The sequence below is a fragment of the Microbacterium panaciterrae genome (assembly GCF_039541635.1).
Classification (GTDB): Bacteria; Actinomycetota; Actinomycetes; order Actinomycetales; family Microbacteriaceae; genus Microbacterium; species Microbacterium panaciterrae.
In genome coordinates this window covers 194041-207042 of sequence record NZ_BAABGP010000003.1, presented here as the reverse complement: position 1 = coordinate 207042, position 13002 = coordinate 194041, and the positions used below count along the sequence as shown (strand labels likewise).

General features: G+C 70.4%; 11 protein-coding genes. 3 read left to right on the top strand and 8 right to left on the bottom strand.

The genetic code is table 11. From position 1 onward, the window contains the following. Positions 1 to 21 precede the first annotated feature (21 nt). Positions 22 to 720 carry an IclR family transcriptional regulator gene (locus ABD882_RS01005; protein WP_345183448.1) on the bottom strand — a complete coding sequence of 233 codons (699 nt, stop codon included), beginning with the start codon at positions 718 to 720 and terminating at the stop codon, positions 22 to 24. Between the two features lie 160 nt (positions 721 to 880). Here ABD882_RS01005 and ABD882_RS01000 point away from each other — a divergent pair, with 160 nt between their 5' ends. Then, positions 881 to 2767 carry an FAD-dependent monooxygenase gene (locus ABD882_RS01000; RefSeq protein ID WP_345183446.1) on the top strand — a complete coding sequence of 629 codons (1887 nt, stop codon included), beginning with the start codon at positions 881 to 883 and terminating at the stop codon, positions 2765 to 2767. A 3-nt stretch (positions 2768 to 2770) separates the two neighbouring features. On the opposite strand, the gene ABD882_RS00995 is transcribed toward ABD882_RS01000, so the two are convergent. The 5 genes from ABD882_RS00995 to ABD882_RS00975 all read right to left on the bottom strand — a co-directional run bounded on the left by ABD882_RS00995 (position 2771) and on the right by ABD882_RS00975 (position 7991). Further along, the gene (locus ABD882_RS00995; protein ID WP_345183445.1) at positions 2771 to 3115 is read right to left on the bottom strand and encodes a HepT-like ribonuclease domain-containing protein; all 345 of its coding nucleotides are present in this window, start codon (positions 3113 to 3115) and stop codon (positions 2771 to 2773) included. Beyond that, positions 3112 to 3573 carry a nucleotidyltransferase domain-containing protein gene (locus tag ABD882_RS00990; RefSeq protein ID WP_345183443.1) on the bottom strand — a complete coding sequence of 154 codons (462 nt, stop codon included), beginning with the start codon at positions 3571 to 3573 and terminating at the stop codon, positions 3112 to 3114. Before ABD882_RS00990 ends, ABD882_RS00995 begins: the two co-directional genes overlap by 4 nt. 117 nt (positions 3574 to 3690) lie before the next feature. After that, on the bottom strand, positions 3691 to 5337 hold the full coding sequence (locus ABD882_RS00985) for a thiamine pyrophosphate-binding protein (RefSeq protein ID WP_345183441.1): 1647 nt from the start codon (positions 5335 to 5337) through the stop codon (positions 3691 to 3693). 188 nt (positions 5338 to 5525) lie between these two features. After that, positions 5526 to 7049 (bottom strand): ATP-dependent DNA ligase, encoded by a 1524-nt coding sequence (locus ABD882_RS00980; protein WP_345183439.1) that lies wholly within the window; start codon positions 7047 to 7049, stop codon positions 5526 to 5528. A 102-nt stretch (positions 7050 to 7151) separates the two neighbouring features. Beyond that, on the bottom strand, positions 7152 to 7991 hold the full coding sequence (locus ABD882_RS00975) for a LysR family transcriptional regulator (protein ID WP_345183437.1): 840 nt from the start codon (positions 7989 to 7991) through the stop codon (positions 7152 to 7154). 105 nt (positions 7992 to 8096) lie between these two features. Here ABD882_RS00975 and ABD882_RS00970 point away from each other — a divergent pair, with 105 nt between their 5' ends. Both ABD882_RS00970 and ABD882_RS00965 read left to right on the top strand, forming a co-directional pair. Continuing rightward, positions 8097 to 8822, top strand: coding sequence for an SDR family NAD(P)-dependent oxidoreductase (locus ABD882_RS00970; RefSeq protein WP_345183435.1), 726 nt, complete (start codon positions 8097 to 8099; stop codon positions 8820 to 8822). A gap of 72 nt (positions 8823 to 8894) precedes the next feature. Beyond that, complete coding sequence (locus tag ABD882_RS00965; RefSeq protein ID WP_345183433.1) at positions 8895 to 11018, top strand: RecQ family ATP-dependent DNA helicase; 2124 nt, start codon at positions 8895 to 8897, stop codon at positions 11016 to 11018. Positions 11019 to 11041: 23 nt separating this feature from the next. Here the strand turns inward: ABD882_RS00965 and ABD882_RS00960 are convergent, their stop codons facing one another. Both ABD882_RS00960 and ABD882_RS00955 read right to left on the bottom strand, forming a co-directional pair. After that, positions 11042 to 12130 carry an ABC transporter permease gene (locus tag ABD882_RS00960; protein WP_345183431.1) on the bottom strand — a complete coding sequence of 363 codons (1089 nt, stop codon included), beginning with the start codon at positions 12128 to 12130 and terminating at the stop codon, positions 11042 to 11044. Continuing rightward, positions 12130 to 12951, bottom strand: a complete 822-nt coding sequence (locus tag ABD882_RS00955; protein WP_345183429.1) for an ATP-binding cassette domain-containing protein — start codon at positions 12949 to 12951, stop codon at positions 12130 to 12132. Before ABD882_RS00955 ends, ABD882_RS00960 begins: the two co-directional genes overlap by 1 nt. Between the last annotated feature and the right edge of the window lie 51 nt (positions 12952 to 13002).

The following is a 13002-nucleotide window of genomic DNA, read 5'->3' as shown; positions in this document are numbered from 1 at the left end:
GCGGCGTCGGGGTCGGGTCGCTCAGGCCCCCAGGGCGTCGCGGATGGTCGCGGCCGAGCGCTGCAGGCGGTCCGCGATGTCGGCGTCGGAGCGGGTCGTCGCCACATGCACGACGGCGATCGCTGCGGGGCGCTGCGCGCGCAGCACCAGCGGCACGGCGACCGACCGCACGGTGGGGATGACTTCGTCGTGGCTGGTGGCGAAGCCCCGTTCCTTCGCTTCCGCCACCGCGCGATGCAGCGCCACATCGGCGCCGTCGGGCCACTCCGCGTCGGGCAGCTGGGCGAGGATCGCCTTTCCCGGCGCCCCGACGGTGACCGGGTGGCGGGCACCGGGGCGCTGCGCCACGCTCGCCACGGCATGCCGCGGCTCCACGCTCGCCAGGGTGATGCACTCCTCGCCGTCCAGCACGGCGAGGAAGCAGGTCATGCCGAGATCGTTGGCGATCGCGGTGAGTTCGGGCAGCGCCTCCGCCTGCAGGTCGTGCGCGACCCCGGCGGCGAGCGCGGCCATCCGCGGGCCGAGTGAGACCAGTCCTGCGGCGTCGCGGCCGACCAGGCCGTGATCCTCGAGCGTGCGCACCAGCCGGTAGGCGATCGAACGGTGCACTCCGAGGCGGGCGGCGACCTCATCGATCGACAGCGCGCCGAGCGCATCCGCGAGCACCTCGAGGATCCGGATCCCGCGACTCAGCGTCTGCGATGCGGGGGTGTCGGCCATCGGTCCTCCAGGTGTCGTCAGGCGCCCCTTGCTCATCATGCTCGGCTCGGATACGCTGTGTTCAATAGTAGAACGTTGCGTTCGAATATAGAACACTCTTATCCGGTACGCAACAGTCACCCCGAAGCCCGACGGCGCCGTCAGGAAGGAATCGACGACGATGCAGTTCCACCACCACGGATACGTCTCCCACGACCCCCGGCTGCTCCCGGCCTCCGGCACCGGTCTCGACCGTCCCGCGGAGATCCCCGACGAGATCGACGTGCTCATCGTCGGATCCGGACCCGCAGGAATGCTGCTGGCGGCGCAGATGTCGCAGTATCCGAGCATCACGACCCGCATCATCGAACGCCGCGAGGGGCGGCTCGTGCTCGGCCAGGCCGACGGCATCCAGCCGCGCAGCGTCGAGACCTTCCAGGCGTTCGGGTTCGCCGAGCGGATCATCGCCGAGGCGTACAACATCGGCTGGATGAACTTCTGGGGGCCGGATCCGCAGAACCGGCAGAACATCATCCGCACCGCGCGCACCGCCGACTACGCGTTCGACATCTGCGAGTTCCCGCACCTGATCGTGAACCAGGCGCGCGTGCTGGACTACTTCGCCGAGGCGGCCGCCGACGGCCCGGGCAGGATCGTGCCCGACTACGGTGTCGAGTTCACGCGGCTCACCGTGCACCCTTCGACAGGCTCAGGAACCGAGGGCGAGTACCCGGTCGAGGTGCAGGTGCGCCACGTCGCGGGGGCCCGCGAGGGCGAAGAGCGCACGATCCGCGCCAAGTACGTGGTCGGCTGCGACGGCGCGCGCAGCGGCGTGCGCGAGGCGATCGGGCGCACGCACGTCGGCGCGATGGCCGCGCATGCCTGGGGCGTCATGGACGTGCTGGTCAACACCGACTTCCCGGATTGGCGCACCAAGTGCGCGATCAACGCGGAGGCCGGCAACATCCTGCACATCCCGCGCGAGGGCGGCTATCTGAGCCGGATGTACATCGATCTCGGTGAGGTCGCCCAGGAGAACAACCGCGAGGTCCGGCACACGCCGATCGAGGCGGTCATCGCGAAGGCGAACGAGATCCTGCACCCGTACACGATCGACGTGAAGCAGGTCGCCTGGCACAGCGTCTACGAGGTCGGGCACCGGATCACGGACGGCTTCGACGACACCGGCGAGGACGCCACCCGGCACCCGCGGGTCTTCCTCACCGGGGATGCCTGCCACACGCACAGCGCCAAGGCCGGTCAGGGCATGAACGTGTCGATGCAGGACGGATTCAACCTGGGCTGGAAGCTCGGCGCGGTGCTCACGGGTCGCAGCCCGCAGGAGCTGCTGTCGACCTACGGCGCCGAGCGGCACCCGGTGGCACAGCAGCTCATCGACTTCGACCGGGAGTGGTCCAGCCTGATGGCGCGCAAGCCGGAGGAGATCTCGGATCCGCAGGAGCTCGCGAACTACTACCTGGCCACGGCGGAGTTCCCGTCGGGCTTCATGACGCAGTACACGGCCTCGATGATCACGGGATCCGACGCGCACCAGGATCTCGCCGCGGGCTTCCCGCTCGGCAAGCGGTTCAAGAGTGCGGAGGTCGTGCGGGTCTCCGACGGCAACGTCATGCACCTCGGACACCACGCCCGTGCGGACGGTCGCTGGCGCGTGTACGCGTTCGGCGACGCCACGGGGGCGGGGCTGGACGCCTGGGCCGAGGCCGTGGCGCCCTTGCTCGCGCGGTTCACGCCCGCCGACGGCGACGTGGACGCGGTGTTCGACGTGAAGGCCGTGTATCAGCAGTCTGCAGAGGATCTCGACGTCACGACCGCGCCCGCGTTGTTCCAGCCGAAGTCCGGTCCGCTCGGCCTCACCGACTGGGAGAAGCTCTACGCGTCGGCTCCGTCGCATTGGTCGGCGACCGACATCTTCGAGGAGCGCGGGCTGTCCCGGGACGGCGTCGTGGTCGTGGTCCGCCCGGACCAGTACGTCGCCGCGATCGTGCCGCTGGGCGCCGTGGACGAGCTCGGTGCCTTCCTCGAGGGAGCGTTCCTGGAGGTCTGAGGGTCAGCCCGCCGTGGGGTTGTCCGATGCGGAAAGCATCCGGCGCACGGCGAGCGCAAGAGCGGGCACATCGCGGCGCGCGGTCTCGAAAACGATGGCGTGTGTCGTATCGAAGTAGCGGTGCGCCAGCTGGTCCCGCAGACGCGTGATCAGCGACCAGGGGATCTCGGGCTCGGTGTCGGTGAGATCGGCCGGCAGATCTTTGGCGGCCTCTCCGATCTCGACCAGACGGATGCGCAGCGCGTCGAACAGGAGTCCCTCGTCGGCGTCCGCTCGGCTCAGATGGCTGGCGATGACCTCGCAGGAGGCGAGGATGTCGAGCAGCCGCGCACGGGGTGGGCGAGTCACAGCAGAACCTGGTCGCGGGTGACCTGCGCGGCCACGTCCGGTTTCAGACCCGCGCGCGGGATGAGATCGACAGCGCGGCCGAGCAGCAGTTCCAACTCGTGCTGTGCGCGCAAGAGGGCGAAGAGTCCGACGTCGGGGGCGACATCGATCAGCAGATCCACGTCGCTCTGCTCGGTCTCTTCTCCGCGCGCGACACTGCCGAAGACACCGACGTTCTTGAGGCCGTGCAGGGCGAGCACGCGCTCGATCTCTTCGCGTCTGCGGAGCAACACGTCCAGCGTGCGAACGGGCCTCAGTTCGAGTGCAATGCCTGCCGCGTTCAGCAGCACATCGACAGCGCCGAACGACGGCTCTCGCTTGCCCCGTTCGTAGTCACTGATGACGTTCTGCGCGATTCCGCTGCGGCGCGCGAGCTCGACCTGGGTCAGGCCTGCGCGCGCTCTCGCGTCGCGGACCACCTCGGCTGCTCGCCCCATGTCCCAACGATATCATCGATACGCGATATCCCGGATCAGTGATATGAGTTCGTCCGTGCCTCTCTCGTGCAGGCATGCACGAGAGAGGCACGGATCCGCTCAGGAGTTCACGCGGATGATCTCCTGCTGGTACGGGGCGATCACGTCGCCCGAGATGCGCAGGTCGAGCACCAGGAATCGGCGGGTGGCGGGATCCTCCGCGGCCCAGGATCCGAGTCGGTCGAGGTCGGCGAGCGTGCGCACGGCGACGCCCTCCGCGCCCACGGCGGCGGCGAAGGCGGCGAAGTCGACCTGGGGGATCAGCATCGGCTCGCGGGCGAGGCCCTTGAGGCCGTACAGGTTCACCTCGGCGCCGTAGGCGGCGTCGTTCCAGATCACCGCGGCGCCGTGGCCGCGGGCGGCCCGCACCGCCGACTCGAGGTCGGCGATCGCCATCAGTCCGCCGCCGTCGCCCGAGGTCAGCACGACCGTGGCCTCGGGGCGAGCACGGGCGGCGCCGACGACGCTCGGCCACCCCAGCCCGATCGCCTGGAACGCGGTGCCGATCATCATCATCCGATCCGGCGAGGCGACCGGCCAGTACATGTTCGCCCAGCCGATGAAGTGCCCGCCGTCCGAGACCACGACGCGGTCCTCGGGCAGCAGCTCGGCGATGCGGCGCGCGGCGGAGCGCGGGTCGAGCCGGCCGTCTGGGGCCGCCTCGTCGCCGTGGTCGTAGGCGCGGGCGGCGGTGACGTCGACGCTCTCGCGCCAGCCGGATCCCGCGACGTCGTGCAGGCGGGACAGGAGCGCCTCCGCCGCCAGACGCGCGTTTGCTCGGACGAAGCCGCCGACGTGCGCGTGCGTGGCGGCCGGGGCGACGTCGATCTGGAACACCTGCGTGCCCGGGGCGAACAGCGCGCCGAAACGCATCGTGAACTGGTTGAGCGAGGCGCCGAACACGACCGCGACGTCGGCGGTGCGCACGAGCTCCATCGCGCTCTCCGCGCCAAATCCGCCGGTGACACCGAGATCGAAGCGCTGGTCGGGGAAGACCCCACGGCCGAGCGCGGACGACGCGGTCAGCGCGCCGGTCGCGTCGGCGAGCGCCCCCAGGGCGGATCCGGCGCCGGCGAGCCAGGCGCCCCGTCCGGCGAGCAGGAACGGCCGCTTCGCGGTGCGCAGGGCGTCGGCGATCCGATCCAGCATGCCCTCGGCGAACTCGCCCTTCACCTCCAATGGCGCGGGGACTCGCGGGGCCGGGGCGGCGGGCACGTCGCCCGCCTCGAGCGCGGCGACGTCGTAGGGGATCGCCAGGACGACGGGCACCCGGTAGGTGAGGGCGTGCTCGATCGCGATGACCGTGGTGGCGGCGGCGTCGGTCCGCCCCACCGTGTAGGTGCGGGCGCCGACGCCCGAGGCGAGCGCGATCTGGTCGACATCCCAGGGGCGCGGGCCGCTGGTGGGCTCGTCGCCGACCACGAGCACGAGCGGGATGTGCGCCTGCACCGCCTCGGCGAGCGCGGTGAGCGTGTTGGTGAAGCCCGCGCCGTAGGTGCTGGTGGCGGCGGCGATGCGGCCCGAGGCGCGGAAGTGCGCATCGGCGGCGACCACGCCGCCCTGCTCGTGCCGGACCGCGGTGAACGTGGCGCCGGTCTGCGTCTCGATCGCATCGAGGAAGTAGGCATTGCCATTGCCCATCACGCCGAAGACGGCATCGAGGTGCTGGGCGAGGGTGAGGGCGACGTGGGCGGAGACGGTGGGCATGCGAAATGACCTTTCGAGACAACGGAAGAAGGATCCGTATGTGTCTCGCCGAAGCGCACCCGATCGACGGTGATACTGCGCGCTGCGGGCTTCGTGCCCCTTTTTCGAGCACCGGCGCGGGGGCGGTTCACGCGCGCGCCGGACGAGTCCAGTGTACTGGCCATGAATCGGCGCGGTGCCGGCGCCGCTCACCCGCGCAGCAGCCCGCGCAGGGTCTGGATCGTGTCGGCGTCCGCCGCGCTCTTGTCGGGCCGGTAGTGCTTGACGCGGGCGAAGCGCAGCGCGATCCCGCCGGGATAGCGCGGGGAGCGCTGCACCCCGTCGATCGCGATCTCCACCACGATCTCGGGGCGCAGGAACACGGTCGATGCGGTGCGATGCGTCTCGAGCGCGGGGAAGTGCTCGGTCTGCCAGCGCAGCAGCTCATCGGTGAGCCCCTTGAACGTCTTGCCGACCATGACGAATCCACCGGGCTCACCGAACTCGCCCTCGGCGTCGAGGGCGCCGAGGTGCAGGTTCGAGAGCCAGCCGCGGCGGCGTCCGGATCCCCACTCGGCGCCGAGCACGACGAGGTCGTAGGTGAGCACCGGCTTGACCTTGACCCAGCTCTTGCCGCGCCGGCCCGCCGCGTAGGGGGAGTCGATCGCCTTGACCACCACGCCCTCGTGCCCGGCCGCGAGCGCCTCCCGCGACAAGGTCTCTGCCGTCTCGGGATCGGCGGTGACGTCGCCGGGGATCCGCCAGTCGCCGGCGACGCGGTCGAGTTCGGCGATCCGGACCGAGAGCGGTTCGTCGATGAGATCGCGACCGTCGACGTGGAGCAGGTCGAAGAACCAGGGCCGCAGCACGAGCTCGCGCGCGGCGTCCGCCCCGAACCGGGATATCGTCTCCTGGAACGGCCGCGGGCCGCCGTCCTCGTCGAGCGCGAGAGTCTCGCCGTCGAGGATGAGGTCGTGCGCCGGCAGGGCGCGCACGATCTCGACGAGCTCGGGCACCCGGTGCGTGATGTCGGCGAGGCTGCGGGTGTACACACCCACTTCGTCGCCGTGCCGGTGCACCTGGATCCGGGCGCCGTCGAGCTTGTACTCGACGGAGGCCTCGCCGGTGATCTCGAGCGCCGCCGTCGGGGTTGCGGCGCTCGCGGCGAGCATGGGCAGCACCGGCCGGCCCACGGCGAGGCCGACGGCGTCGAGCTCGGCGGCGGTGCCGGTGAGTGCGAGCACCGCGGTCGCACCGAGGTCGCCGGAGAGCATCGCCGCCCGCCGGATCGTCGTCGGCGGCCGATCGGAGGCGCGGGCGATCGCGTCGAGCAGCACACCCGCGAGCGCGCCGGTGCGCAGCTCACCGAGCAGGGCACGGGCCAGGAAGTCCCACTCCGTGGCGGTGGCGCGTGCGGCGAGGTCTTCGAGCAGGCCGGTGCGGACGGCCGCAGATCCGGATCCGGCGGCGCCGGCGAGCGCGTCGAGCGCCCGGTCGACGTCGGTGACGGTGAGCGCGGGCTCCGCCGCCGGCGTGACGGCGACGGACGAGATCCCACGCCACCCGACGCCGAGCCGCCCTTGCCTCGGGGCCGCGAGAAGCAGGCCGACGAGCGGGGTGATCTCCTCCGCAGGCGCGTCGCGCAGCAGCCGTGACAGCACGTCAATCTTGGCCAGGCGCGACGAGGTGGCGGCGGCCTCTCCGGCGGCGGCGACGAGCTCGCTGAGCAACATGTCCGCATTCTCGCACCGGGCACGGACATCCGGACAGGGCGCCGAGACACCGGTGCAACGATGCCCCCTTCGTCGGATCGGATGCTGCCGCACGCGGGTCGGCTACAGGCCTCTCGCGACGCGGACGAGGTCGGCGACGGCGTCGGAGGTGCTGTGCGGTGGCCAGGCGATGACGGTCGTCACTGCCGGTGCGTCTGTCACGGGCACGACGGCATAGTCGTCCCGCAGCTGGGCTCGTAGCGAGTCGGGCACGATCGCGCAGGCCAGTCCGAGCCCGATCAGCTGGAACAACTGGGTGTGGTCGCGGACCTGCGGCCCGGGGCCGTCTCGGTAGCTCCCGTCGGGCCGAGGCCAGCGCGGCAGCGGCAGATCGGTCAGGGCCTCAACATCCGCAATCGATATCCGAGTCCGGCCGGCGAGCTGGTGCCCGACGGGCAGAACCGCGATCTGCGGTTCGGTGCAGAGGTCCTCGGTGTCGAATCCGGCCATCGAGTCGTAGGGCCGGTGAAGCAGAGCGACGTCGGCTCGGCCGTCGCGCAGCATGTTCTCGGGCTGGCCGGGCCCGCACAGCGTCACCTCGACAGCCGCGGGACGCGGCACGGCGGCGTACGCATCGAGCAGGTTCGACAGCAGTGTGGTCGATGCGCCAGCTTTGGCGGCCAGCACCAGGGCGGGTCGGTCGGCAGCGGCTCGGCGGGTGCGGCGCTCGGCGGCGTCGGCCGCGTCGAGGGCGAGTCGCGCCTCCCGCAGCAGCACCGTACCCGCCTCGGTCAAGGAGATCGCGCGCGTGGTGCGATTCAGGAGCAAGACGCCGAGCCGCCGTTCGAGCTGCTGGATCGCTCGGGACAGCGGAGGTTGCGCCATCGTGAGGCGAAGAGCGGCGCGCCCGAAGTGCAGCTCCTCAGCGACGGCGACGAAGTACCGCATCTCTCGGGTCTCCATCGGGTCATCGTATCCGTTGCCGACCGCCACTTATACCCCTGAGGTATCGGGACGGATCCGATCGGTCTTGGACACCGCGCCAGGCGCCACCGCAGGATCGACGGTGTGAGTGAACAGAGAATCGCGTTGGTGACCGGCGCGAACAAGGGAATCGGATATGAGATCGCCGCGGGCCTGGGAGCGCTCGGCTGGCGGATCGGCGTGGGCGCGCGCGATCCGCAGCGCCGCGATGCCGCGGTGCAGAAACTGCGCGGAACCGGAGCGGACGCCTTCGGTGTTCCGCTGGACATCACCGACGACGCCAGCGTCGCGGCGGCGGCCGCGCTGATCGCCGAGGATGCCGGGGGCCTCGACGTCCTGGTCAACAACGCTGCGATCACCGGTGCCATGCCGCAGGCGCCGACTACTCTCGACCCCGCGACCGTGCGGACGGTCGTGGAGACCAACGTGATCGGCGTCGTCCGGGTCACCAACGCGATGCTGCCGATGCTGCGCGCTTCGGCCTCCCCGCGGATCGTGAACATGTCCAGCAGCGTCGGCTCGCTCGCCCTGCAGACGACGCCCGGCGTCGAAATGGGCCCGGTACCCGCGGCGTACCTGGCCTCGAAGACCTTCCTCAACGCACTCACCATCCAGTACGCGAAGGAACTGGGCGGCACCGGGATCCTGATCAACTCCGGATGTCCTGGTTTCACGGCCACCGACCTGAACGGCTTCAGCGGCACCCGCTCACCGGCTCAGGGCGCGGCCATCGCCATTCACCTCGCGACCCTGCCGGACGACGGGCCGACCGGCGGGTTCTTCGACGACGCCGGATCCGTGCCGTGGTGACGGGTGCTTCCACAGCGGGCCGTCCCGTTCGCGGGCCGCGCGCATGTCGGACGTGTGCGGCACAGTGGACATGTGACGACGCACACAGCACCCCCCGACATCCGCGATGACGCCCTCGCAGCGCTGCGGGCGCTCGTCGGCCGCACTGACGCCGAGTTCCACGACGGGCAGTATGAAGCGATCGAGGCGCTGGTCGCCGAGCGTCGGCGCGCCCTCGTCGTGCAGCGCACCGGCTGGGGCAAGTCCGCTGTGTACTTCGTCGCGACGCTGCTGCTGCGCCAGCAGGGTGCCGGGCCCACCGTGCTCGTCTCGCCGTTGCTCGCGCTCATGCGCGACCAGATCGCCGCGGCGGAGCGGGCAGGAGTCCGCGCGGTCGCGATCAACTCCACGAACGCGCACGAGTGGGCGGATGTGCTCGCCCAGCTCGATCGCGACGAGGTCGACGTGCTGCTGGTCTCGCCCGAACGGCTCAACAACCCGTCATTCCGCGAGCAGCAGCTGCCCGCGCTCGTGCGCCGCATCGGCATGCTCGTCGTCGACGAGGCACATTGCATCAGCGACTGGGGGCACGACTTCCGGCCCGACTACCGGCGGCTGCGCGACCTCATCGCGCAGATGCCCGCCGATGTGCCCGTGCTCGCGACGACCGCGACCGCGAACAGCCGGGTCGTCGCGGACGTCGCCGAGCAGCTCGGCGCCGCGACGGACGGGCCAGCGGGCGGATCCGAGGTGCTCACGATCCGGGGGCCGCTCGCCCGCGCCTCGCTGCGGCTCGGGGTGCTGCGGCTGCCCGACGCGCCGAGCCGGCTGGCCTGGCTGCTCAGCCATCTCGACGAGCTGCCCGGATCCGGCATCATCTACACGCTGACGGTCGCTGCGGCCGTCGACACCGCCCGCCTGCTGCGGGAGCGCGGCCACGACGTGCGCGCCTACACGGGCCAGACCGATCCGGACGAGCGCGCCGAATCGGAGGCGATGCTCAAGCGCAACGAGGTCAAGGCCCTGGTCGCGACGAGCGCACTCGGGATGGGGTTCGACAAGCCCGATCTCGGCTTCGTCCTGCATCTGGGCGCTCCGTCCTCACCGGTCGCGTACTACCAGCAGGTGGGTCGCGCGGGTCGAGCAAGCGAGAGCGCAGACGTGCTGCTGCTGCCCGGTGTGGAGGACCGGGACATCTGGCACTACTTCGCGACCGCTTCGATGCCCGATCGGGACCGCGCGGAGCGGGTCATCGCGGCGCTCGGAGACGCCCCGGTGTCGACCCCCGCGCTGGAGGCGATGGTCGACATCCGGCGCACGCCGCTCGAGCTGCTGCTGAAGGTGCTCGACGTCGATGGCGCCGTGCGCCGGGTGCAGGGCGGGTGGATCGCCACGGGCGAGCCGTGGATCTACGACGCCGAACGCTACGACCGGATCGCCGCGGAGCGCCGCGCCGAGCAGCGGCACATGATCGACTACGAGCAGGGCGGCGGCTGCCGCATGGAGTTCCTGCAGCGCACTCTCGATGACGACACCGCCGTGCCCTGCGGGCGCTGCGACAACTGCGCAGGCGTGTGGTTCCCGACCGAGGTGGGCGCCGACGCGAGCAGCGCGGCTTCGGCATCGCTCGACCGCGTGGGCGTCCCGATCGAGCCGCGGCGGATGTGGCCGACCGGCGCGGACCGGCTCGGCGTCCCGGTGAAGGGGCGCATCGCCGTCGAGGAGCAGGCGGGGGAGGGCCGGGCGCTCGCGCGCCTCACCGACCTCGGCTGGGGCGGCGCGCTGCGTGAGCTCTTCGCGGCCGGCGTCGCCGACGGCCCGGTTCCGGAGCGGATGCGCGACGCGTGCGTGCGGGTGCTCGCGGGCTGGCGCTGGACCGAGCGTCCGGTCGCGGTCGTGTCGATGCCGTCGCGCTCGCGCCCGCTCCTGGTGAGCTCGCTCGCGCACGGTCTCGCCGACATCGGCCGGCTGCCGTACCTGGGCGAGCTGGCAATGACCGGAGGAGGACCGACCGGCGGGCCGGGCGGCAACAGCGCGTTCCGCCTCGCGGGCGTCTGGGACCGCTTCTCGACCGATGCTCTCGCCGTTCCTGCCGGCCCCATGCTGCTCGTGGACGATCAGGCCGACAGTCGGTGGACGCTCACCGTCGCCGCTCGGTCGCTCCGCCGCGCCGGAGCGACCGATGTGCTCCCGTTTGTGCTCGCGCTGCGGGGCTGACGGCGATACTCACGCCTTCACCTTCATACGACTTCGACGAGGTTCTCGATCGGTGCGGTCCAGAGGGGCTTCGAACCGCTCATGCGCTTGGTGCTCGAAGCGGCGACCTGGGCCCGCACTCGGGGGTCGATGATGGCGATCAGGATGTCGACGGCGACGAACGCGAACAGGAGCGTCGACGCGATGATGAGGACGAATCCCTGGATCACGGGAATGTCGACCTGAAGGATGCCGGTCAGGGCCCACGTTCCGATCCCAGGCCAGGAGAACACCGTCTCTACGATCACGGCACCGCTGAGGGCTCCGCCGGTCAGGATCACAAGGAAGGTGAGCAGGGTCCGGCGGATGTCGCCCATCGCGTATCGGAAGACCATCCATTCGCTCAGCCCACACGCCCGGGCAAATTCCACCTGGGGGGAAAGCAGCGCCGCGGTGAGCCCTGTCCGGACGACGCGGGCGAAGAAGGCAGAGAAGAAGATCCCGAGCGTCGCTATCGGAAGCACCGCGTGCGACACCGCGCTTCCGATCGTCTGCCATGAGTTCGCCAGCACTGCGTCGATGAGCACCGAGCCGGTGACCGCCGGAGGCACCGGGTCGAGCGGAGAGAGCATTCCCAACGGCGGTGGCGCGATCCGCATGATCTGGAAGAAGACGTAGATGATGACGAGCGCGAGCGCGAACTCGGGGAGCGCGAGAGTGGCCGACGTGAGGATGGACAACACACGATCGATACGGGAGCCTCGGCGGTAGGCGCTGATGGCGCCGACGGTCGTGCCGATGAGAACTGCCAGGAGGATTCCGGGAATGACCAGCAGCAGACTGGGAACCAGACGCACGAGGATCTCCTCGGTGACCGGCCTGCCTGAGAAGTAGGACGTCCCGAGATCCCCCCTCAGCGCGGACGTCAGGTAGTTCCACCACTGGACGAGCAGTGGCTGATCCAGGCCGAGCTTGGCCCTCAGATCCGCCACCTGTGCAGGAGTCGCGAACTCGCCCAGGACGGCCTGTGCAGGATCACCCGGGATCAGCGAGACCAGCGCAAAGCTTGCCGAGATGACGACGAGCAGCAGCACCACCGCCAGCAGAACGCGTCCGAGCACGAACCGGACCATCACTTGCTCCTCTCTCCGGCAAGGCGCAGCACCTCGGCGTCGGGGACACGGGACGACGCCGGGATGCCGTTGTTGGGGAAGTCGATCGGCGGCGCAGCATCTGCGGTGAAGTCGGGCATGGAACCGCCTGGTGTGAGCGAAAGCGCGGCCGACAGCAGGGTCCTGGTGTAGGGATGCTGCGGACGTTTCATGATGTTGTTGGTCGGTCCGATCTCGACGATGCTCCCCCGATGCATCACGGCGGTGCGATTGCACAGCCGTTGGACGGTGTGCATGTCGTGGGAGATGAACACGAAGGTCAGCGACCTGGTCTTCTGCAGTCGCACCAGGAGTTGGAGGATGCTGGCGCGCACGGTCTGATCCAGCGAAGAAGTGGGTTCATCCAGCACCACGAACATCGGTTCGCTGATCAGCGCCCGGGCGATCCCGACTCGCTGCTGCTGTCCGCCGCTCAGGGCCCCGGGCCGACGCGAGATGAACTCCCGCGGCAGTCCGACGTCGTCGAGCATCCGCAGCACGCGTTCGCGCCGCTCCTTCCGGGACCGGACGAGCCTCGTCGCGACCAGGGGCTCCTCGATGATCTGAAGCACCGTCATCCGCGGGTCGAGAGAGGCGTAAGGCTCCTGGAACACCACCTGGAACCTTGATCGCGCACGTCGGAGCTCTCGACCGTGGAGTGCTGTGAGGTCGACACCGTCCAACATCACGGTGCCCTCGTCCCGATCGACGAGCCGTGCGAGGAGCCGTCCCAGAGTCGATTTCCCCGAGCCGCTCTCCCCGACGAGGCCGAGCGTGTCGCCGCGTTGCAATGTCAGGCTCACATCGTTGACCGCGAGGACGCTGCCCCCCTGCCTCGCGCAGCGAAAGACTTG